Source organism: Cellulomonas sp. NEAU-ZC6 (assembly GCF_056844425.1).
Window position 1 is genome coordinate 109,612 of record NZ_JBXFYH010000004.1, and the last position, 19,790, is coordinate 129,401.

At 76.8% G+C, this 19,790-nt stretch carries 22 protein-coding genes; 7 read left to right on the forward strand and 15 right to left on the reverse strand.

Going from position 1 to position 19,790, the window contains the following annotated elements; translation table 11 throughout:
• Positions 1-39: 39 nt before the first annotated feature.
• Positions 40-1,140 carry a DNA glycosylase AlkZ-like family protein gene (locus AC1050_RS16535; protein ID WP_482388501.1) on the reverse strand — a complete coding sequence of 367 codons (1,101 nt, stop codon included), beginning with the start codon at positions 1,138-1,140 and terminating at the stop codon, positions 40-42.
• Positions 1,141-1,301: 161 nt separating this feature from the next.
• Between AC1050_RS16535 and AC1050_RS16540 the strand changes: the two genes are divergently transcribed.
• Positions 1,302-1,562, forward strand: a complete 261-nt coding sequence (locus AC1050_RS16540) for a DUF1272 domain-containing protein (RefSeq protein ID WP_482388502.1) — start codon at positions 1,302-1,304, stop codon at positions 1,560-1,562.
• A gap of 22 nt (positions 1,563-1,584) precedes the next feature.
• Here AC1050_RS16540 and AC1050_RS16545 read toward each other — a convergent pair whose 3' ends face one another.
• Positions 1,585-2,361, reverse strand: coding sequence for an ABC transporter permease (locus AC1050_RS16545; protein WP_482388503.1), 777 nt, complete (start codon positions 2,359-2,361; stop codon positions 1,585-1,587).
• Entirely contained in the window at positions 2,358-3,296 is a 939-nt protein-coding gene (locus AC1050_RS16550; RefSeq protein ID WP_482388504.1) for an ATP-binding cassette domain-containing protein, read from the reverse strand. Before AC1050_RS16550 ends, AC1050_RS16545 begins: the two co-directional genes overlap by 4 nt.
• A gap of 86 nt (positions 3,297-3,382) precedes the next feature.
• Between AC1050_RS16550 and AC1050_RS16555 the strand changes: the two genes are divergently transcribed.
• Positions 3,383-4,186, forward strand: coding sequence for a TetR/AcrR family transcriptional regulator (locus tag AC1050_RS16555; protein WP_482388505.1), 804 nt, complete (start codon positions 3,383-3,385; stop codon positions 4,184-4,186).
• Between the two features lie 13 nt (positions 4,187-4,199).
• Here AC1050_RS16555 and AC1050_RS16560 read toward each other — a convergent pair whose 3' ends face one another.
• Positions 4,200-4,637 (reverse strand): hypothetical protein, encoded by a 438-nt coding sequence (locus AC1050_RS16560; RefSeq protein WP_482388506.1) that lies wholly within the window; start codon positions 4,635-4,637, stop codon positions 4,200-4,202.
• Between the two features lie 37 nt (positions 4,638-4,674).
• On the reverse strand, positions 4,675-6,039 hold the full coding sequence (locus AC1050_RS16565) for a glycoside hydrolase family 30 protein (RefSeq protein ID WP_482388507.1): 1,365 nt from the start codon (positions 6,037-6,039) through the stop codon (positions 4,675-4,677).
• Positions 6,040-6,189: 150 nt separating this feature from the next.
• Here AC1050_RS16565 and AC1050_RS16570 point away from each other — a divergent pair, with 150 nt between their 5' ends.
• On the forward strand, positions 6,190-6,540 hold the full coding sequence (locus AC1050_RS16570) for a UBP-type zinc finger domain-containing protein (protein ID WP_482388508.1): 351 nt from the start codon (positions 6,190-6,192) through the stop codon (positions 6,538-6,540).
• A 39-nt stretch (positions 6,541-6,579) separates the two neighbouring features.
• On the opposite strand, the gene AC1050_RS16575 is transcribed toward AC1050_RS16570, so the two are convergent.
• Positions 6,580-7,500 (reverse strand): DMT family transporter, encoded by a 921-nt coding sequence (locus AC1050_RS16575; protein WP_482388509.1) that lies wholly within the window; start codon positions 7,498-7,500, stop codon positions 6,580-6,582.
• Positions 7,501-7,539: 39 nt separating this feature from the next.
• On the opposite strand from AC1050_RS16575, the gene AC1050_RS16580 reads away from it, so the two are divergent.
• Entirely contained in the window at positions 7,540-8,046 is a 507-nt protein-coding gene (locus AC1050_RS16580; RefSeq protein ID WP_482388510.1) for a MarR family winged helix-turn-helix transcriptional regulator, read from the forward strand.
• A 4-nt stretch (positions 8,047-8,050) separates the two neighbouring features.
• On the opposite strand, the gene AC1050_RS16585 is transcribed toward AC1050_RS16580, so the two are convergent.
• Genes AC1050_RS16585 through AC1050_RS16595 form a run of 3 tightly spaced genes read right to left on the reverse strand, consistent with a single transcriptional unit; the run spans position 8,051 to position 11,162 of the window.
• Positions 8,051-8,740, reverse strand: a complete 690-nt coding sequence (locus tag AC1050_RS16585) for a glycosyltransferase (protein ID WP_482388511.1) — start codon at positions 8,738-8,740, stop codon at positions 8,051-8,053.
• Entirely contained in the window at positions 8,737-10,095 is a 1,359-nt protein-coding gene (locus tag AC1050_RS16590; RefSeq protein WP_482388512.1) for a bifunctional PIG-L family deacetylase/class I SAM-dependent methyltransferase, read from the reverse strand. The genes AC1050_RS16585 and AC1050_RS16590 overlap by 4 nt, the downstream gene beginning before the upstream one ends.
• Positions 10,089-11,162: an acyl-CoA dehydrogenase gene (locus tag AC1050_RS16595; protein WP_482388513.1), complete on the reverse strand. Its 1,074-nt coding sequence runs from the start codon at positions 11,160-11,162 to the stop codon at positions 10,089-10,091. Before AC1050_RS16595 ends, AC1050_RS16590 begins: the two co-directional genes overlap by 7 nt.
• 190 nt (positions 11,163-11,352) lie before the next feature.
• Here AC1050_RS16595 and AC1050_RS16600 point away from each other — a divergent pair, with 190 nt between their 5' ends.
• Positions 11,353-12,837, forward strand: a complete 1,485-nt coding sequence (locus AC1050_RS16600) for an amidase (RefSeq protein ID WP_482388514.1) — start codon at positions 11,353-11,355, stop codon at positions 12,835-12,837.
• A 10-nt stretch (positions 12,838-12,847) separates the two neighbouring features.
• Here AC1050_RS16600 and AC1050_RS16605 read toward each other — a convergent pair whose 3' ends face one another.
• The 6 genes from AC1050_RS16605 to AC1050_RS16630 form a co-directional block, all read right to left on the reverse strand.
• Complete coding sequence (locus AC1050_RS16605; protein ID WP_482388515.1) at positions 12,848-13,045, reverse strand: hypothetical protein; 198 nt, start codon at positions 13,043-13,045, stop codon at positions 12,848-12,850.
• Between the two features lie 37 nt (positions 13,046-13,082).
• Positions 13,083-13,577, reverse strand: coding sequence for an NUDIX hydrolase (locus AC1050_RS16610; protein WP_482388516.1), 495 nt, complete (start codon positions 13,575-13,577; stop codon positions 13,083-13,085).
• Positions 13,571-14,287 (reverse strand): hypothetical protein, encoded by a 717-nt coding sequence (locus AC1050_RS16615; RefSeq protein WP_482388517.1) that lies wholly within the window; start codon positions 14,285-14,287, stop codon positions 13,571-13,573. Before AC1050_RS16615 ends, AC1050_RS16610 begins: the two co-directional genes overlap by 7 nt.
• 43 nt (positions 14,288-14,330) lie before the next feature.
• Positions 14,331-15,173 carry a PhzF family phenazine biosynthesis protein gene (locus AC1050_RS16620; RefSeq protein WP_482388518.1) on the reverse strand — a complete coding sequence of 281 codons (843 nt, stop codon included), beginning with the start codon at positions 15,171-15,173 and terminating at the stop codon, positions 14,331-14,333.
• 15 nt (positions 15,174-15,188) lie between these two features.
• Positions 15,189-15,449, reverse strand: a complete 261-nt coding sequence (locus tag AC1050_RS16625; RefSeq protein WP_482388519.1) for a hypothetical protein — start codon at positions 15,447-15,449, stop codon at positions 15,189-15,191.
• 72 nt (positions 15,450-15,521) lie between these two features.
• On the reverse strand, positions 15,522-16,343 hold the full coding sequence (locus tag AC1050_RS16630; protein WP_482388520.1) for an alpha/beta fold hydrolase: 822 nt from the start codon (positions 16,341-16,343) through the stop codon (positions 15,522-15,524).
• Between the two features lie 162 nt (positions 16,344-16,505).
• Between AC1050_RS16630 and AC1050_RS16635 the strand changes: the two genes are divergently transcribed.
• Both AC1050_RS16635 and AC1050_RS16640 read left to right on the forward strand, forming a co-directional pair.
• Complete coding sequence (locus AC1050_RS16635) at positions 16,506-18,776, forward strand: ATP-binding protein (RefSeq protein WP_482388521.1); 2,271 nt, start codon at positions 16,506-16,508, stop codon at positions 18,774-18,776.
• A 10-nt stretch (positions 18,777-18,786) separates the two neighbouring features.
• A complete protein-coding gene (locus AC1050_RS16640) occupies positions 18,787-19,776 on the forward strand; it encodes a Gfo/Idh/MocA family protein (RefSeq protein ID WP_482388522.1) in 990 nt (329 codons plus the stop codon).
• Positions 19,777-19,790: the final 14 nt, after the last annotated feature.

Genomic DNA, 19,790 nt, shown 5'->3' on the forward strand with positions numbered 1-19,790 from the left:
TCGGTCGCGTCCCCATCCTGGCGGAACCCCGGCTCCCCGTCACCCCGTGCTCGCCCGCACGTCGAGCGCGCGGCCGAGCAGCGCGCCGAGCCGCCCGGCCTCGGACCGGAGCGCCGCCTGCGGCACCGGATCCGACTCGCGGAACCACGTCACGTCGAGCGTGCCGGCCCCCGCGCTCCAGGTCCCGGCGACCACGCCGCCGTGCAGGACCAGCGCGGCGCCCCGGGTGACCGCGCCGCGCCGCTGCGCCGGCACCACCCGGGTGTCGGCGGTGCCCGGTCCGAGCACCCACTGGTCGTGCCCCGCCAGCAGGGTCACGGCGTCGGACGGCTCGGTCGCCTCGACCTCGGGGACGTGCTCGCGGAGCAGCAGCGCCGGGTCCCCGTCGAGGTCGACCTCGACGGCGGCGTCGGCCAGCACCTGGTCCGTCCAGCCCTCGACCCGCCGCCGGCCGGCGCTGAGCCCCTCGGCCAGCCAGTAGTGCAGGTTCGCGCGGGTCGCCGGGCCGTAGGCGGCGAGGTACGTGGCGACGGCCCGGGGACCGGCGTCGTCGAGGTGGGGCAGCCCGCCCCAGCGCGGGCTCGCCGACGGGGAGGCCAGCGTCGGCTGCCCGTCGACGACCGGCCCGAAGCAGAGCTCGCCCTGCCAGGCCATCGGCTTCAGCAGCGTCATGCTCGGGTGCAGGAGCGCGGGGCCGAGGTGCGCGAACCGGGGGACCGCGGTGACGGCCGCGGCGAACGCCTCCCGGGTCAGCGGCCCGTCGGCGAGCGCCGACCGCACGGCGTCGAGCAGCGGGGGCCAGTCCTCCGGGCGCAGGTCGTAGTGCTCCTGCCAGCTGCGCAGCGCCCACTGCCGGCCGGCGGCGCGCAGGGCCAGGTGGACGCCGGCGTCCTCGGCCGCCATGAGGTGCGAGGAGCCGCGGAACGCGAACGTCCGCAGCAGGGCGCCGGACCGCACGGCTGCCGCGACGGCACCGGGGACGGGGTCGGCGAGCCGTCGCCGCACCGCCAGCTCGGCGTCGCCCGACCAGGCGGGCACCGCGCCGAGGCGCCGCACCACGTCGACCGCGGTCGCCGCACCGGTCAGCAGGTGCTGCCGGCCGAGCCGCCACGCCAGCGCCTGCGCGGACGAGATCGTCATGCCCCGGAGCGTAGGAGCCGGCACCGACACCGACCGACATGCCGCCGTCGTGCGTCGACTTCCCGCCACCTCCGCGCGCCGGCGTTCCGTACCCGGCGCGCGGCCGGGCATCGTGCCGCGCAGAGCCGGTGCCGGCTCACCCCGAGACCGGAGGACGCGCCGTGCTGGAGATCCGCCCCACCTGCGAGTGCTGCGACCGTCCGTTGCCGCCGGATTCCGCCGAGGCCCTGATCTGCACGTTCGAGTGCACCTGGTGCGTCGGCTGCGCCGCGACGTTCCCGGACGGGGCGTGCCCGAACTGCGGCGGCAACCTGGAGCGCCGCCCGGTCCGGCCGGCGCACCTGCTGGCCGCGAACCCGGCCGGCACCCGCCGCGTGGTCGCGGACGGGTGCCGGGACGCGCTCGCCGCCGCGCGGGCCTGACGGCAGGCGGCGAGCGCGTCCGTCAGCGGCCCAGGTGCGCCCAGCGCCGCACCGCGAGCACGGCGAAGACGGCGGACAGGACGACGGGCCAGACGACCGCGAGCAGGACCACGTTGTCCGAGGCCCACCCGCTCGCCGCCACCGTGGGGTTCCCGAACAGGTCGCGCGTCGCGGCGACGGTGGCCGTCACCGGGTTCCACGCCGAGAGCGCCTGCAGCCAGCCCGGCATGGTCGTGATCGGCACGAACGCGTTCGACAGGAACACGAAGGGCCACACGAGGATCTGCACCGCCACCACGCCGCCCTGGCCGCGGAACGCCAGCCCCAGGTAGATCCCGACCCACAGGAACGCGAACCGCAGGAGCAGCAGCAGGCCGACGGCGGCGAGCGCCGGACCGGCCCCGTCGTGGACGCGCCACCCGACCGCCAGCCCGGCGAGCAGCAGCACCGCGAGGCCGACGACGCTGGCGAGCATGTCGGCGGTGACCCGCCCGAGCAGCACCGCCGCGCGGGACATCGGCAGCGAGCGGAACCGGTCCGTCACCCCGCGCTGCACGTCCTGGGTGACGGCGGTCATGGTGCTCTCCAGCCCGAACGCCATCGTGACGGCGAGCATGCCGGGGAACAGGAACTCGACGTAGCCGCCGGGCACGTCGATCGCGCCGCCGAGCAGGAACCCGAACATCAGCAGCAGCAGGATCGGGAACGCCAGCCCGATGACCAGGCCCCACGGCTGCCGCCGCCAGTGCCCGAGGTCGCGCAGGGTGATGGTCCAGGAGTCGCGCAGGGCCCAGGTCACGAGGCCTCCTTCGTCGAGCCGGTCAGGTGCAGGAAGGCCTCGTCGAGGGTCGGGCGGCGCAGCGCGACGTCGTCGACGACGACCCCCGCGTCGTCGAGCGTCCGGACGACGTGGGTGAGCGCCCCGACGCGGTCGAGGACGGTGGCGGTGGCCCGGCGTCCGTCGAGGTCGACCTCGGCGGTCTCCGCGACGGTCCGCAGCGCGGCCTGGGCGGCGGGCAGGTCCGCCTCGTCGCGGACGACGACGTCGAGCCGGTCCTGGCCGATCGAGGCCTTGAGGGCGTCGGGCGTGCCCTCGGCGGCGACCCGGCCCTGGTCGAGCACGGTCACCTGGGAGGCGAGCTGGTCCACCTCCTCCAGGTACTGCGTGGTCAGCAGCACGGTGGTCCCGCCCGCGACGAGCGCGCGGACGGACTGCCAGACCTCGCGCCGGCCGGCCGGGTCCAGGCCCGTGGTCGGCTCGTCCAGCAGCAGGACGGCCGGGTCCAGCACCAGGCCGGCGGCGAGGTCGAGCCGGCGGCGCATCCCGCCCGAGTAGGTGGCGACCGGACGGTCGGCCGCGTCGAGCAGGCCGAACTGCTCCAGCAGCTCGTCGGCCCGGTGCCGGGCGCGGCGGGTGCCCAGGTGGGAGAGCCGGCCGAACATCACCAGGTTGTCCCGCCCGCCCAGGATCTCGTCGACCGCGGCGTGCTGCCCGACCAGGCCGAGGTGCCGCCGGACCTGCGCGGGCTCGCGGACCACGTCGAACCCGGCCACCTCGGCCGTCCCGCCGTGCGGGTCGAGCAGCGTCGACAGGATCCGGACCGCCGTGGTCTTGCCGGCGCCGTTGGGCCCGAGCAGCCCGTGCACCGTGCCGGGTCCGACCGCCAGGTCGAAGCCGTCGAGCACCGTCGCCTCCCCGTACCTGCGGGTGAGGCCTCGTGCGTGGATGGTCATGTGTCCTCCCGCGCGCTAGTCGTACAGCGTACGACAAGGAACGCGCGAGGCCGACGGGTTGTTCCCGGCGAGGCAGGATGGATGTCATGACCGAGATCACCGGTGCCGGCGACCCGGCCCGCAGCCTGTCCCTGCTGTGGCGGCTGGTGGAGCCCGCCCCGCGCGGGCGCGGCGCCGAGGCGGGGCTCTCGGTCGACCGCGTCGTGGACGCGGCCGTCGCCGTCGCGGACGCCGAGGGCCTCGGCGTGCTCTCGATGCGCCGCCTCGCCGCCGACCTCGGTGTCGGGGCCATGACCCTGTACACGTACGTCCCCGCCAAGGCCGAGCTGCTGGACCTGATGGTCGACCGCGCCCTGGGGGAGTTCCCGTCGCTGTACGCCCCGGCCGCCGAGGACTGGCGCGCGCGCCTGGAGGCCGTCGCACGCGCGGGCTGGGCCCTGTACGAGCGGCACCCCTGGCTGTTGCAGGTGGCGGCGTCGGGACGCCCGCCCCTGGGTCCGGGCGTGCTCACCAAGTACGAGCTCAGCCTGCAGGCCGTCGACGGCGCCGGCCTGGACGAGGTCGCGATGGACGCGGTGGTGACGCTCGTCGACGGGTTCACCGCCGGGGTCGCGCGCGGGGTCGTCGAGCAGGCGGCGGCCCAGCAGACGACCGGCATCAGCGAAGCGGAGTGGTGGGAGGCGACGGCCCCGGTGCTCGACCGGGTCTACGACCCGGAGCGGTTCCCCGTCACGACGCGCGTGGGGCCCGTCGCCGGCGAGGCGCTGCAGGCGGCGTACGACCCGCGCCGGGCGTTCGAGTTCGGCCTGGCGCGGCTGCTGGACGGCGTCGCGGTGCTGGTCGACGGCGCGAGCCCGCCGTCCTCGGAACCGCGCGGGACCGGCTCCTAGGCCGACGCCGAGGTCAGACGCACACCCAGCAGTACAGCGCCTCGCCGCGCCCGCGCGCGTCCCGCACGAGCGCGGCCAGCTCCCGCAGGAAGCCCGCCAGCTGCTCCGGGTCCGACGCCCCGGCGAGCTCCTCGGTCTGCGACCAGGGCACGGCCACCGCGGTCAGCGCGGCGTCGTCGGCGCCGGTGAGCGCGTCCGCGACGACGTCGTCGACCCGCAGCACCAGCTCCGTCCCGTCGTCCTGCATCGCCACCGGGTCGCGCCGGTCGCCCGCGGCGAGCACCTCGCCGAACGTCCGGCCGGTCAGCAGGGCGGTGACCGTGCCGAGCACGACGATCGGGTCGATGCGGCCGCCGGGCACCACCGGGGACGCCGGGCCCCCGTCGTGGTCGACGACCTCGGCGGCGGACTCGTCGGACGGCGCGGCGAAGTAGTCGTTGATCAGGCCCATGCCGCTCATCATGCGCGATCGGCGGGGACCGGCGTGCTCAGACCTCCACCACGAACGTGCTGAGCGAGTCCGCCGGCAGCACGGGGGTGACGACCTGGTCGCCCACGAGGATCGAGACCGGCATCTCCGTCGAGGTGTCGTTCTGCATCACGACGACCAGCGACCCGTCGGGGTTGCGGAAGGCGAGCTGGTTCTCGTAGCCCGCGTAGCTGAGCGTCGGCACCAGGCGCGCGCCCGGCCGCACGAAGTGGCTGACGTGCTTGAGCACGTCGTACTCGTGCGTGTACTCGAACGTCGCGGTCTGCGGGTCGACCACGACGAGCGAGTTCTGCGACCAGCCCCAGCGGCTGACGCCCCCGCGCTCGAGCGACAGGTTCCAGTACTGGTAGGCGTTGGCCCCGTCGTTGAGGAAGTCGCGCATCAGGCGCCACGCGTAGCGGGCGTACCGCCAGTCGTTCTTGCCATCGCCGCACTCCTGCTCCGTCTGGTAGAGCCGCAGCTCCGGGAAGTCCCGCCGGAGGAACGGCACGATCGACTTCCCGTGCCACTGCACGCCGATGCCGGAGACGGCCTCGGCGGCGACCGGGTCGGCCAGCACGTCCGACACCAGCGCCGGGTCCGGGCGCTCGACGGTGCCGAGGAAGACCTCGACCCCGCGCTCGCGCATCCGCGGGCCGAGGTGCCGGAGGAAGGCGGCCAGGCCGGCCGGGGTCCAGGTGCAGCTCGGGTACGGCTGGGCGGAGTTGAACTCGTTCTGCGGCATGACCATGCGGATGTCGATGCCGAGCTCGCGGTACGCGTCGACGAACCGGCCGAAGTACTCGGCGTACGTGGCGAGGTGCCGCTCGTCCTGGATGAACGAGTCGGTGCCCTCGGCCTGGACCTGGTCCGCGCGCAGGCCGTTCTCGACGCCGTTCACCCACGGCTGCGCGGAGGCGTAGTGCCCGTTCGTCTTCATCCACTGCGGCGGCACCCACGGCGACGCCCACAGCCTCAGGTCGCCCTGGTGCTGCTGCGCCGCGCGGATGTACGGGACGAGGGTCTCGTGGTCGCGGGCGATGCTGAAGTGCTCCAGGTCGAAGTCGCCCGGCACCTCGGCGTACGAGTAGTAGTCCCGGGCGAAGTCGTTCGCGGCGATCGGCATCCGGCCGATCGTGAAGCCGGCGCCCACCCCGGGTGCGTAGAGCTCGCGGAAGATCTCCGTGCGCTGCTCGTCGGTCAGGTGCGCCAGCGAGGTCCAGCCGAGCTCGTTGAACGTCGCGCCGAAGCCCTCGATCTGCTGGCGCTCGTCCTCGAGCTGGACGAGCACGTCGGGGATCCGCTCGACCGGCGCGGGGTCGACCGCGCCGAGGTCGCGCCAGCGCTCGTGCTCGGTGGTGCAGGTCCAGCTGGTGATCTTCATCGGTCACTCCCACGTCGTCGTCGCACTACCGACCGACCAGTAGGTAGCGCTCTGCTCGCAGGCTAGCCCAATCCCGACCGACCGGAAACCACCGCCGGACCGGGTGCGGCAGACTCGGCCGGACGACGACCGACGTGAGGAGCACGCACCATGCCCGACCTCATCGAGCCGGCCGCGACCCCGAGCGGCCCGGGGTGCGCCGACTGCGAGACGTCCACGCCGCAGGGCTGGTGGTTCCACCTGCGCCGGTGCGCGGCCTGCGGGCACGTCGGGTGCTGCGACAGCTCCCCGCACCAGCACGCGCGCGGGCACGCCGCGGCGACCGGTCACACCGTGATGCGCAGCTACGAGCCGGGCGAGGAGTGGTTCTACGACTTCGCGTCGGACGAGACCTACGCCTCGGGGCCGGGGCTGGCGCCGCCGCTGCACCACCCGGAGGACCAGCCCGCCCCGGGTCCGCGCGGGCGCGTGCCGGCGGACTGGCAGTCGCTCCTGCACTGAGCCGGACCGACCCCCGCGGACCCGCGCCCCGACCGGCGCTCAGGCCGCCCGGCCGGACAACGTGACCGGTGGCTCGGGGACGGGTGCTGCCGCGTCGGCGACCGGCCGGCGGCGGACCCACGCCCCCAGGACCATCGCGCCCAGCACCACGGTGATGCCGGCCACCTGGCGGCCGGACAGCGTCTCGGCGGCCACGACGGTGCCCAGCAGCACCCCGGTGACCGGGTTGAGCAGCCCCACCAGGCCGGTGGTCGCCGGCCCGAGGTGCCGCAGCGCGGCGAACCACGCGACGTTGGCCAGCGCCGTCGCGACCAGGGAGACGTAGGCGAACCCGAGCAGCGCGCTGCGGTCCAGCGCGGGCGGCGCGCCCTCCACGACGGCTGCCACCGGCAGCAGCACCAGCGCGCCCGCGACGAGCTGCCACGCGGTGAGGGGCAGCACGTCGACCTCGCCCTGCCACCGGCTCGCCAGCACGTAGCCGACGGAGGACAGCAGCATGGCCGCGACCGAGGCGAGCACGCCACGGCCGTCGAGGCCGGCCCCGGCGCCGCCGCCCAGCAGCATCACCGCGACGCCGACCACGCCGAGCACACCGCCGACGACGGCTCGGGCCCGGGGCCGCCGGCCCAGCAGCACCCACGCCGCCAGCATCATGGCGACCGGCCCGACCGCCATGACGGTGGACGCGATGCTGGTCGGCAGCAGCTGCGCAGCCAGGTACACCAGCGCGAAGAAGGCGCCGGTCGTCAGCGTGCCGAGCACCGCCGACCGCCACCACCACGACCCGCTCGGCAGCCGCCGGGCGAGCACGAGCAGCAGCAGGCCCGCGGGGAGCGCCCGCAGCACCCCGCCCCAGAGCGGGCTGTCCGCCGGCAGCGCGTGCCGGGTGACGTAGTAGGTCGTGCCCCACAGGACCGGCGCGAGCGCGGCGACCGGCAGCCACCGGCGGTTGTCTTCCACGGAAGCGACCATACCTTCCGTGGAAGGTATGGTCGAGGCATGACGCAGGCGCCCGACCACGTGGACCGGATCCAGCAGGAGTGGGCCCGCGAGCGGCCCGACGTCGACGTGCGCCCGCAGGGCGTGATCGGCCGGCTGCACCGGCTCGCCCTCGCGCTGACGGCGGAGATCACGGCGGTGTACCGCGAGCACGGGCTCGGCGAGGGGGAGTTCGACGTGCTGGCCACCCTGCGCCGGGCCGGCGCGCCGTACGAGCGGGCGCCCGGCGACCTCGCCGCGCACACCATGGTGACGACGGGCGCGATGACCAAGCGGGTCGACCGGCTCGTCGCCGCCGGCCTGGTCACCCGGCGGCCGAGCGCGGACGACGGGCGCGGCCGCGTCGTCGCGCTCACGCCCCGCGGCGTGCAGGTGGTCGACGCGGCGTTCACCGCGCACATGGCCAACGAGCGGCGGCTGCTCGACCTGCTCGGGTCCGAGGCCGACGCGGCGGCTCTGGAAGCGCTGCTGAAGGGCTGGCTCGCGGCGGTCGAGGATCGGGCGTAGCGGCTCAGGCCGGGAGCGCCTCGCGCAGGTAGCGCGCGTACCCGCCGGGGGTGCGGCCGACGAACCGCCCGGAGGTCACCACGTCGGTGGCGTCCGAGGCGACCACGCGGACGCCGGGGTCCGACCGGAGCCGCGCGACCAGGTCCACGTCCTCGTGCTCGGCCAGCGCGGCGAACCCGCCCGCGCGCAGGTACGCGTCCGCGCGCACGCCCAGGTTCGCGCCGTGCACGTGGCCGTTGGGGCGACCCGGTACGCGCGTGGCACGCCAGGCCGTCAGCTGCCGCTCCGTCAGGTCGCGGGGGTCGGGCCGGACCGTGCCGACGACGACGTCCGCACCCGCGTCGGCGAGCGCGCGCTGCGCCCGGAGCCAGTGGAACGGGACGACCGTGTCGGCGTCGGTGCAGGCGATCCACACCGTCGCCGGGTCGTCGTCCCGCAGCCCGAGCCCCGCGCGGACGCCCGCGGCCCGCGCGGCGCCGACCGCGCCGTGCGCGACGGTCACCACGTGCACGTCCGCCGCCCGTGCCACCGCCGCGGACCCGTCGGTGCAGTCGTCCAGCACGACCACCACGTCGACGGGCACGCGCGCGTCCGCGGCGGCGATCTGGACCGCGGCCAGGCACTCGGGCAGCAGCAGCTCCTCGTCGTGCACCGGCACGACCACCACGACGCGGCCGACCGGCGGCCGGCTCACGGCGCCAGCCCCTCGCGCTGGGCGACGGAGCCCGGGTCGAGGCTCCAGACGTCGAGGGCGACGTCGGCGTCGCGGTACGTCGACACGCGGGCGAGCCCGAGCGACCGGTCCAGCGTGCGGTGCACCTCGTCGCCGGTCTGGGTGTACTCCGCGACCGGGTGCCGCCAGTGGCAGGCGACCACGGTGCCACCCGGGGCGAGCGACTGCTCGACCCGGTCCACGAGCGCCAGCAGCTCGGGGCGGGTCAGGTAGTACGCGACCTCGGACAGCACGACCAGGTCGTACGGTCCGCCCGGCACCTCGGTGCGGATGTCGTGCTGCCGCACGGTGACCTGCGGCTGGTCCGCCACCCGCTCGCGGGCCGACGCGACGGCGGACGCCACCAGGTCGGTGGCGAGCAGCCGGTCGGCGCGCGGCGCCAGACCGGCGGTCAGCATCCCGATCGAGCACCCGACCTCCAGCACCGAGCCGAACCGGGCCCTCGGCAGGGCGGCCAGGGTGAGCGCGCGCTTGCGCTCCTCGTACCAGCGGGCGGCGAGCCGCCACGGGTCGTCGCGCCGGGCGTACGCGGCCTCGAAGTGCGCGGCGCCGACGCCCGCGGGGGCGTCCTCGTCGACGACGAACAGCTCCAGGTCCCGGTCGAAGTGCCGCAGGAACTCCGGGTGCAGCGGTGCGGCGTCCTCGGGGGCCGCCGACCACGGCTGCGTCTGCGTGACGTGCTGGGCCACGGCCCGGCGCTTGCCGGTGAGGTCCCGCTCGTCCAGGGGCAGAGCGCGGAACCGGTCCCACGGCACGTCGGGGTGGTCGGGCGTGGCCCAGTGCCACAGCCACACCGGGTACTCCAGCAGCCGGGCGCCGTGCTCCGCCGCGAGCTCGGCGCAGAGCTCGCCGACCACGCGGTGGTCCCGGTGCCCGTCCCCGCGCCAGGGCGCCACGACGGCGGCGAGCGGCTCGTCGCCCACCACCGCTCGCAGGGCGGCGGCGACGTCCGTCCGGTGCTCGCGGACCCCGCCGTCGGGGAACCCGAGCGTCGTGACCGCGGACCGCGGTGACAGCAGCGCGACGGCGGCCGCTACCTCGCGCGCACGGAGCTGCGCCAGGTCGGCGGGCGGCAGGGTCGCCGAGCCCGCGTGCGAGCCGGCCCCGTCCGTGACCACGACGACGTCCGCGGGCCGCCCCGCCGCCGCGAGCCGCTGCAGCAGCCCGCCGGCGCCCAGCGTCTCGTCGTCGGCGTGCGCGGCGACCACCACGGTGCGGCCCGCGGGTAGCGCCAGGCCGGGCAGCGCGTCGAACCGGTGGGTCGCCTGCCAGATCCCGGCCGGGGTCCCGGCAGCCCGGCCGTCGAAGATCACCACGGGGCGGGCCCGCCCGCGAGCAGCGCGCCCAGCGAGGCGTCGTCGCGCTCGGCGTGCTGCTGCCGGACGTACACCTCCAGGTCCGCGACGCGCTTGGCGTGCGCGGGCTCCTGGGTCAGCGGCCCCGGGCCGAGGGAGTGCGCGGCCAGCCGCAGGACGTCCTCGCAGGTGCGGGCCACCGTCGCGCGGACCCGCTTGGCGAGCACCCGTCCGGCGGCGCGGGCGTCCGCGTCCTCGGCCTCGGTCCCGCCGTGCGTGGCCGCTCCGGACGCGTCCACCCGGGCCGCGGCCTCCGCCAGCGACAGGCGCGCCGCCTCCAGCCGCTCGTCGAGCGCGCCGAGGTGCATCGCGAGCAGCCGGTCGTCCGGCCGCGCTGCCGCCTGCGCGTGCACGCGGCGGGCCACGGCGACCGCGCCGCCGAACCAGCAGGCCGCGACGCCGGTGCCGCCCCACCAGAAGCCCGGGCGCTCGAGGTACCAGTCCCCGACGGCGACCGGCGTGGCCGCAGCGCCGGCGAACCGCACCGGCGTGCTGGGGATCTCGGCCAGCCCGCGGGCCGGCCACGGCGCGTCGACCGGCGCCACCTCGGGCGCGCGCAGGTCGACCGCGAACAGACCCCGCCGCCCGTCCGTGCGCGCGGTGACCAGCGCGGCGTCGAGCCGGCCGGCCAGCGAGCACCACGGCTTCTCGCCGTCCAGCACCCAGGCGCCGCCCTGCTCCGTGGCTGTGAGCGGCTGCCCCGGACCCTCCGCGGCGTACACGCCCCACGTGGTGGTCCGGGCGGCCAGCGCCGGGGGCAACGTCGTACCCGCCTGGTCCAGGACCGCCCGCGCGTCCAGGTGCGGCTCGACCGCCCGCGCCACGGCCAGGTCGTGGGCGGCGAGCGTGGCCAGGTGCTCCCACAGGGCGACGGTCGCGCCGGTGCCGGGCCGCAGGTCGTCCGGCCAGCCGGTCGCGGCGCGCAGCGCCTCGTCCACGGTCTGCGGCAGGGCGTCGCGCGCGACGGGTGCTGCGGGCGCCGCGGGCGTGGTGGCGCCGATGCGGACCGGACGGGGACCGTCGGGCATGCGTGACCTCGGTTCTCGGGTCGGGGGTCGCCCCGGTCGGGGCGTCGGCGCATCCTCACCCGCCGACGCCGGGCCTGCCATTCGAGACGGGGTGAACGCGCTGGTCACGCCGACGCCCTCCGGTGCTGACGACGGACCTGCCCCGGCGGCACGCGCACGGCGCGGGCTCGGACGTGCCTACGCTGGCGTGGTGACCGCACTGCACGACCGCACCGCCGTCGACCTGCGTGACCTGCTGCGATCCGGCGGCCTGGAGCCCGCCGACCTCGCCGAGCACTACCTGCGCCGGATCGCGGACCGCGACGGCGCGCTCGGCGCGTTCGCGACCGTCACCCCGACGGAGGCGCGCGAGCGCGCGGCGGGGCTGCGCCGGGACAGCCGCCCCGGGCCGGACACCCCGCTGTGGGGCCTGCCGTCCGCGGACAAGGACCTCACCGACCGGGCGGGCGTGCCCACCGGGTTCGGCTCCCGCGCGTTCGCCGGCCCCTACCGGTACGTGCCGGAGGTCAGCAGCGACGTCGTCCAGGTGCTCGACGCGGCCGGCGTCGTGTCGCTCGGCAAGACCGCCGCCCCCGAGCTCGGCTTCCCCTCGTACACCGAGACGCTGGTGGGGCCGCCCGCGCGCAACCCGTGGGACCGGACCCGCGGCGCGGGCGGGTCGAGCGGCGGTGCGGCGGTCGCGGTCGCGGCCGGGCTGCTGCCGGTGGCCCCGGGGTCCGACGGCGGCGGGTCGGTCCGGATCCCGGCGGCGGCGTGCGGGCTGGTCGGCCTCAAGACCACGCGCGGGCTGCTGCCGGCGGGCGGGGGAGTGGAGTCGCTCGGCGGGCTGGTCACGCACGGGCCGATCGCCCGGACCGCGGCGGACGCGGCGCTGCTGCTGGAGGGGATGCTGCCGCGGCGGGCGGACGGGTCCGCCGACCACCCGCGGACCCTGCGCACGGCGGCGGGACCCCGCGGGTCGTACCTGGCGGTGGCGCAGCAGGGCGCGACGCCCGACGGGCGCCGGGCGTTCCGGGTCGGGGTGAGCACGTTCAGCGCCTGGGAGGGCGCCTACGACATCGCGCTCGGACCGGAGGCGCGGGTCGCCCTCGACGCCGGGTCGGCGGCGCTCGACGCGCTCGGGCACGCGGTGGTCGACGCCGGGCGGTGGCAGCCGGACCCCGCGTACGCGCCGGCGTTCCGCACGCTGTGGATGGCGGGGGCCGCGGCCGTGCCGGTCGACGACCCGGAGCGCCTCGCGTTGCTCGAGCCCCTGACGCAGTGGCTGGTCGAGCGGGGCCGTGCGGTGCCGGCGCGGCAGCTCGTCGAGGCCGTCGGGGCGCTCGCGGCCTTCGAGCGGACGATGGTGGCGCGGGTCGAGCAGTACGACGCGGTGCTGCTGCCGGCGCTCGCGATGACGCCGCGGCCGCTCGGCTGGTACGACGCGGCGGACCCGGAGCGGAACTTCGCCCAGCAGTGCCAGTACACGCCGTACACGTCGATGATCAACGTCTGCGGGCTGCCGGCGATCACCGTGCCGACGTCGTGGACGGACCCGGACGACGCCGCGCCCGCCGGGCTGCCGATGGGGGTGCAGCTAGTCGGCCGCCCCGGCGGCGAGCACGTGCTGCTCGCGCTGGCCGCGCAGCTGGAGGAGCGGCTGCGCTGGCCGGACCGGCGGCCCCCGGTCTGGTGACCCCGGGGGGTCAGCTCGCGCGGCGCAGCTGCGCGTACGTCGCGGACATCCGCTCGAACTCGGCCCGGGTCAGGCCCATCGCCTCGATGACCTCGGCCTCGAGCCGGTCGTACGCGTCCTGCTCGGCCAGGGTGCGGGGCGGCGGCGTCGCCGAGAACCGCGCGCTGATCTCCCGGAGTCGCTCGTGGTCGATGGCCCGCCTGCTCATGACCCGAACCGTACGACCGACCACCGACACGGCCGGGTCAGCCGCCGGCGAGGTGCTCGACCAGGCGGTCCAGGAACGTCCCCTGGGCGGCGACGACCAGCCCGCGCGCCTCGGCGACCGGCAGCCAGCGCAGCTCGTCGAGCTCGGGGAACGTGACGCTCCGGTCGCTGCGCGGCGGCCAGGTCACGGTCACCTCGCTGACCGGCCCGCGCGGCGCGGTCAGGTCGAGGTCCGCGGCGCGCGCCCACACCCGGACGACCTTGCCGGCACGCTGCCGGACCTCCCCGAGGTCCAGCTCGTCGCCGTCGGGTGCGGGGAGCCCGACCTCCTCGGCGAACTCCCGCAGCGCGGTCGCGTGCGGGTCCTCCCCGTCCAGCGGCTCGCCCTTGGGCACGGTCCAGGCACCGGCCTGCTTGCGCGCCCAGAACGGTCCGCCCATGTGCCCGACCAGCACCTCCGGTCCCGCGGGGCCGGGGCGGTGCAGCAGGAGGCCGGCGCTGGTCCGGGCGGGGCCGGGCACGGCGCTCAGCACCCCGCCGAGTCGTACGCGCAGAGCAGCTCCCAGGCCGCCCGCGTGGCCCCGGTGACGGTCTCGCGCGCGGCGGCGACGGTGCTCTCGCCGCCCTCCTGCACCACGACGGTCACGGCGGTGCCGCGCCGGGTCGCTCCCAGGTAGCTGCCGACGGCGCCGTCCAGGTCGCCGTCGGCGGAGGTGCCGTAGTAGTCCGTGGCGAGGCCGAGCCCCTGGGCCCCGACGTCGAGCGGCTCGACGACGTAGGTGGTGGCGGTGTCCGAGGCGTACCCGGTGCAGGCGGTCAGCGCGGCCGCGAGCCGGTCCGCCTCCGCGACGGCGGCGTCGGCGTCCGCGAACACGGCGACCTGCTGCACGCCGACCGCGGCCTCCTCCGCACCGGTGCCCTGCGCGACGGTCCGCATCGCGACCGCGTCCGACGGGGTTCCCGCCGCGCAGGCCTGCGGCAGCCGCCAGTCGACGACGCCGTCGCTCTCCTCGCGCGCACCCGGGGACCCCGGCCACGCGGTCGCCGGCAGCAGCGCCTCGGCGGGCAGGTCGGCCGGGACCTCGGGCGCGGGGGCCGGGCCGGACGGCGGCGCGGAGGACGCGGGCGGGGCGCTGGTCGCCGGTGGGCTGGTGGCGTCGGAAGCCGCGGGTCCGGCCGACGCGCAGCCCGTCAGGGCGAGCGCGCACGCGGTGACGATCAGGGTCTGCTTCGGCGTCCGCATGCGGTTCACCCTGGCAAACCGGCCGCGGGTCCGCAGCGCGGGGTCAGATCTGCACCGTGCCCGCGATGCAGGTGACGGTGGCGCCGCCGACCCACACCTGCCCGGCCGCGTCCTGCTCGACCCGGATCCGGCCGGCGCGGCCCAGCGCCGAGCCCTGCGCCGCCAGGTACCGCCGCGGGGCGCGCCCGGAGCCGATCAGCCACTGCCCGACGACGGCGTTCAGGCTGCCGGTGACCGGGTCCTCCGGCACGCCGATCGCGGGCGCGAACCCGCGGAGCTCGAACGCGACCGGGCTGCCGTCCGGGTAGGGGCCGACCACGCCCAGGTGCACGTCGCCGAGCGCCGCGACGTCGGGTCGCAGGTCGAGGACGCGGGCGGCGGTGTCGAGCAGCAGCACGTTCCAGCGCGGCCCGTTGTCCAGGAACCGGTGGTCCACGACCGCCTCCGGGGGCAGGCCGAGCGCGGCGACCGCGCGGTCCAGGAGCGCGGGGTCGACCGGGGTGTCGACCAGGGGCGGCGGCGCGGAGAACTGCAGGCCGTCCGCGCCCTGCCGCAGCGGGACCAGCCCGACCGCGCACTCCTGGACGACGTCCGGTCCGCCGGCCGCGCCGCCGCCCGCGGACAGCCACGCGTGGCACGAGCCGAGCGTGGGGTGCCCGGCGAACGGCAGCTCGCCCCCGGGCGTGAAGATCCGCAGCCGGTAGTCGGCGCCGGCGACGGTCGGCCGCAGCAGGAACGTCGTCTCCGACAGGTTGGTCCACCGGGCGAACGCGGCCATCTGCGCGTCGCTGAGGTCGTCGGCGTCGTGCACGACGGCCACCGGGTTGCCGAGGTACGGCTCGGCGGTGAACACGTCGACCTGGGAGAACCGGTGCGGGGAGGTCATGCGCGTCACGGTAGATCAGGGACGCGGTCCGGTCCGCGGCTGCTGCGGGACCGTGCCCGGCGGCATGCCCGCCGGCGGGTCCGGCTGCCAGGCGACGACTGTGCGCGGCGGCGGGTCGCCGGCGGCCGTGCCGCGGTAGCCGGGGTGCGGGCGGCGGCGGGCCCGCGACCGCCGCCGGGCCAGCAGCACGAGGACCGTCACGAGCGCCGCGACGAGGACCCCGGTGAGGACCACGATCCCCACACCGACGGCGCCGGCCGGCCACGCGCTGCTCATGAGCAGGGCATCGACCGGCCGGGACCGCGGCTTGACCGGCGTCGCCCGATCAGGCGACGCCGGTCGGGCGGGTCAGTCGGCGATGAACGCCAGGACGTCCTGGATCAGGGCCTCCTGGTAGGAGCCGGAGATGCCGTGCGGGGCGCCCGGGTAGACCTTGAGGGTGCCGAGCTTGACCAGGGAGATCGCCTTCTCGGCCGCGGCCGCGATCGGCACGATCTGGTCGTCGTCGCCGTGCGCGATCAGGATCGGCACGTCCAGGGCCTTGAGGTCCTCGGTGAAGTCGGTCTCCGAGAACTGCTTGACGCAGTCGTAGGCGGCCTGGAGCTCGGCCTGCATGCCGAGCCGCCAGAAGTCGTCGCGCAGCCCCTGGCTGATCGTCGAGCCCGGGCGGTTGGCGCCGTAGAACGACTCCGAGAGGTCCTGGTAGAACTGCGAGCGGTCCTTCAGGACGCCCTCGCGGATGCCGTCGAACACCTCGATCGGCGTGCCCTCCGGGTTGGTCTCGGACTGGACCATCACCGGCGGCACGGCGCCGGCCGTGACGACCTTGGACACGCGGCCCTTGCCGTGCTGCGCGGCGTAGCGGACGACCTCGCCACCACCCGTCGAGTGACCCATCACGGTGAGGTCGGTCAGGTCGAGCTGCTCGACCAGGGCGGCCAGGTCCCGGGCGTAGGTGTCCATGTCGTTCCCGCCGTTGGTGCGGGACGAGCGGCCGTGGCCGCGGCGGTCGTGCGCGATGGCGCGGTAGCCGTTGTCCGCCAGGACCTTGAGCTCGTACGCCCAGCCCTCGGAGCTCAGCGGCCAGCCGTGGCTGAGCACGACGGGACGGCCCTGGCCGTAGTCCTGGTAGAAGATCTCCGCGCCGTCGGGCGTGGTGATGTAAGGCATGGTTCCTCCTCGCGACGGGGATCCGGCCCGACCTGACCCGGGACGCTTGCCCGGGACGACCGTCCCCGGTGACCATGGGACCGCGCAGCGCCGCGCGAGGACCAGGAAGAAGTCCGGCAGAACTCGCAGGGGGACGGCCGGCGGGGCGAGAGCGGGCAGCGGATGGACGAGCAGGACCTGGGAGCGCTCCTGCGTCGGCACCGGCAGGACGCCGACCTGACCATCGAGGACCTGGCTGCCGCGTCGGGCGTGAGCGACCGCGGCATCGGCGACATCGAGCGGGGCGTCAGCCGCGGCCCGCAGCACCGGACGGTGCAGGCGCTCGCGGACGCCCTGGGCCTCGACCCGGACGACCGCGCGCTGCTGCTCCGGGTCGCGCGGGCCGGCCGGCGCCGACCGGGCCCGACGGGCGCGCACGCGCTGCCGCTGCCGCGCCGGGTCGACGACTTCACCGGGCGCGAGGTCGAGCGCGCCGCCCTGGCCGGGGTGCTGACGGGCGCCACCGCCGCGGCCCCCGTGGCGCTGGTCACCGGGCCGCCGGGGTTCGGCAAGACGACGCTCGCCGCGCAGGTCGCCCGGGAGGTGCGCGGCCGGTTCGACGACGAGGTCTTCCTGGACCTGCGCGGCGTGGACGCGGCGCCGGTCACGCCGGACACTGCGGTCCGGCGGGTCGCCGAGGCGCTCGCGGCCGGCACGGTGCCGCCGGACCCGGACGACGCGGTGGACCACGTCCGCCGGCTGCTGGCCGGCCGCCGGGTGCTGCTCGTGCTGGACAACGCGGCGTCGGAGGAGCAGGTCCGCCCGCTGCTGCCCGCCGAGGGGCCCGCTGCCGTCCTCGTGACCAGCCGCCGGACGCTGGCGGGACTCAGCGGGGTGCACCGGGTGGCGCTCGGCCGGCTCGACCCCGCCGACTCGGTGGCGCTCCTGACCCGGATGGTCCCGGAGCGCGACGCGGCGGCCGAGCAGCTGGCCCGGCTCGCCGCGCTGTGCGACGACGTGCCCCTGGCGCTGCGGATCGCCGGCAACCGGCTCGCCGCCGACGCCGGCCGGTCGATCGCCGGCCTGGTCCGGCGGCTGTCCGCGGAGGAGCGCCGGCTGGACTCGCTGACCGCGGGCGACCTGCAGGTGCGGGCGGCGTTCGCCTCCTCCTACGAGCAGCTCGGGCCCGGGGCGCAGCGGCTGTTCCGCCGGCTGGCGCTCGTCGACGCGCCCGACGCGGGCACCGCGCTCGCGGCCGCGCTGGTCGGGGAGACGGTGTGGCGGACCGAGGACCTGCTGGACGAGCTGACCGACCTGAGCCTGGTGCAGCACCTGCCCGGGGAGCGGTACCAGCTGCACGACCTGCTGCGGCTGTTCGCCCGGTGGGAGCTGGACCACCAGGAGGACCCGGCGGCGCACGCGGCCGTCCGGGCCGCGGCCGACGACTGGCTGCTGGCCACCACGGTCCGCGCGGGCCGGCGGTTCGAGCCCGACCACGCCGACCACCCCGACGCCGGGCACGCCGAGCGCCCGAGCGGCGACGTCGAGCTGCCGGACGCCGCGGCCGCCGACGCCTGGTTGCGGGCGGAGTCCGGCAGCTGGCTGGCGGCGTTCCGCCGGGCCTCGGACGCCGGGGCGCACGGCCGGGTCGTCGAGGTGGCGGACGCGCTGCACTGGTACTCCGACCTGTGGTCGACGTGGGACCGCTGGCCGGAGGTCTTCGACCGGTCGGCCGACGCCGCGACCGCGCTGGGCGACGACCGGCTCGTGGCCGTGCACGAGGGCTACCGGGCCTGGGCCCAGGCGGTGTGCCGCGGGGACGAGCGGGCGGGGATCGCCGCCGCGACGCGGGCGCTCGCGGCCGCCCGGCGCGCCGGAGACGCCGGGCAGACCGGCTGGGCGCTGAGCTACCGCTCCTCCATGCTGGCCCACCTCGGCGACCTGGAGACCGCGGAGGACGACGCACGCGAGGCCGTCGCCTGCATGATCGCCGTCGGGGACCTCGAGGGCGTGCCGCAGGCGAAGCTCGCCCTCGGCCGCGTGCAGCTCCGGCTCGGGCGGCTGGACGACGCGATCGCCCTCGTCCGGGAGACGGTGGCCGGGCTCGCGGACCCGGCGACGCGGCCCCGCGCCCAGGTCGCGGTGTTCACCGAGGCGAACGCGCACGCGCAGCTCGCACGCACGCTCGTCGCGGCCGGGCGGTGGGCCGAGGCGCTCGACTCCGCCGACCGGGCGCTCGTCATGGCGGAGGAGCTGCGCCTCCCGCGGATCGTCGCCGCCGCGTACCAGCACCGGGGGCTGGCCCGCGCCGGGCTCGGCGCGCACGAGGGCGCGCTCGCGGACCTGGAGGTGGCGGTCGCGATCCGGCGCGAGAACCGCGACCCGGACATGATCGCCGACGCGGAGGCGGCGCTCGCCCACGTCAGGGCGGCGGCGGGGGTGCCGACCGGCTAGCGTGCTGCCCATGTCGACGGTGCGTCTCGGAGTCCTGGGTGCTGCCCGCATCCTCAAGAACGCGGTGGTCGATCCCGCCGCCTCCGTCCCGGAGGTCGAGGTGACGGCCATCGCCGCCCGTGACCGGACCCGGGCCGAGCAGATGGCCGGGCGCGACGGCATCCCGCGGGTGCTCGACGACTACGACGCCCTGCTGGCGGACCCGGACGTCGACGCGGTGTACGTCCCGACGCCCGCCGCGCTGCACGGCGCCTGGATGCTGCGCGCGATCGCCGCGGGCAAGCACGTGCTGTGCGAGAAGCCGTTCACCGCGAACGCGGAGGAGGCCGAGGAGGTCGCCGCGGCGGCCGCCGGCACCGGCTTGGTCGTGATGGAGGCGTTCCACTCGCAGCACCACCCGTCGTGGGCCCGGCTGCGCGAGCTGCTCGCCGAGGGCGCGATCGGCGAGGTGACCTCCGCGGAGGCGGACTTCTGCGTCGAGATCGCCGACCGCGGGGACATCCGGTGGCAGGAGTCGATGGGCGGTGGCGCGCTGATGGACCTCGGGGTCTACCCGCTGCGCTTCCTCACGGCCGTGCTCGGCGCTCCGGTCGTGCGCGCGGCGGAGGCGGTCGAGGTCGACGGGGTCGACGCCTCGATCGTGGTGCACCTGGAGCTGCCGGGCGGCGTGCCCGCCGTCGTGCGCGCGAGCATGGTCGAGACCGAGGACCAGCGGGTGTCCGCGCGGATCGTCGGCACCCGCGGGACCATCACCGTGCACGCGCCGTACGCGCCGCAGAACGGCGGCCGCATCGTGGTCGAGCGGGACGGCGAGACGGTCGAGGAGCCCGTCGACCCGACGGGGTCCTACGTGTGGATGCTGCGGTCGTTCGCCGACGCCGTGCTGCGCGGTGGCGACCCCGTGTCCGGCACGACGCAGGCGGTCGCCGCGATGCGCCTGGTCGACGACGCCTACCGGGCCGCGGGCATGGCCCCCCGGCAGCCGGCGCCGCTGGGCTGAGGCGGGCTGACGCG

Excerpts from the sequence above, each read along its gene's own strand:
- AC1050_RS16535 (WP_482388501.1), bottom strand. The coding sequence starts at position 1,140 with ATGACGATCTCGTCCGCGCAGGCGCTGGCGTGGCGGCTCGGCCGGCAG.
- AC1050_RS16550 (WP_482388504.1), bottom strand. The coding sequence starts at position 3,296 with ATGACCATCCACGCACGAGGCCTCACCCGCAGGTACGGGGAGGCGACG.
- AC1050_RS16555 (WP_482388505.1), top strand. The coding sequence starts at position 3,383 with ATGACCGAGATCACCGGTGCCGGCGACCCGGCCCGCAGCCTGTCCCTG.
- AC1050_RS16560 (WP_482388506.1), bottom strand. The coding sequence starts at position 4,637 with ATGGGCCTGATCAACGACTACTTCGCCGCGCCGTCCGACGAGTCCGCC.
- AC1050_RS16565 (WP_482388507.1), bottom strand. The coding sequence starts at position 6,039 with ATGAAGATCACCAGCTGGACCTGCACCACCGAGCACGAGCGCTGGCGC.
- AC1050_RS16570 (WP_482388508.1), top strand. The coding sequence starts at position 6,190 with ATGCCCGACCTCATCGAGCCGGCCGCGACCCCGAGCGGCCCGGGGTGC.
- AC1050_RS16580 (WP_482388510.1), top strand. The coding sequence starts at position 7,540 with ATGACGCAGGCGCCCGACCACGTGGACCGGATCCAGCAGGAGTGGGCC.
- AC1050_RS16595 (WP_482388513.1), bottom strand. The coding sequence starts at position 11,162 with ATGCCCGACGGTCCCCGTCCGGTCCGCATCGGCGCCACCACGCCCGCG.
- AC1050_RS16605 (WP_482388515.1), bottom strand. The coding sequence starts at position 13,045 with ATGAGCAGGCGGGCCATCGACCACGAGCGACTCCGGGAGATCAGCGCG.
- AC1050_RS16615 (WP_482388517.1), bottom strand. The coding sequence starts at position 14,287 with ATGCGGACGCCGAAGCAGACCCTGATCGTCACCGCGTGCGCGCTCGCC.
- AC1050_RS16620 (WP_482388518.1), bottom strand. The coding sequence starts at position 15,173 with ATGACCTCCCCGCACCGGTTCTCCCAGGTCGACGTGTTCACCGCCGAG.
- AC1050_RS16625 (WP_482388519.1), bottom strand. The coding sequence starts at position 15,449 with ATGAGCAGCGCGTGGCCGGCCGGCGCCGTCGGTGTGGGGATCGTGGTC.
- AC1050_RS16630 (WP_482388520.1), bottom strand. The coding sequence starts at position 16,343 with ATGCCTTACATCACCACGCCCGACGGCGCGGAGATCTTCTACCAGGAC.
- AC1050_RS16635 (WP_482388521.1), top strand. The coding sequence starts at position 16,506 with ATGGACGAGCAGGACCTGGGAGCGCTCCTGCGTCGGCACCGGCAGGAC.
- AC1050_RS16640 (WP_482388522.1), top strand. The coding sequence starts at position 18,787 with ATGTCGACGGTGCGTCTCGGAGTCCTGGGTGCTGCCCGCATCCTCAAG.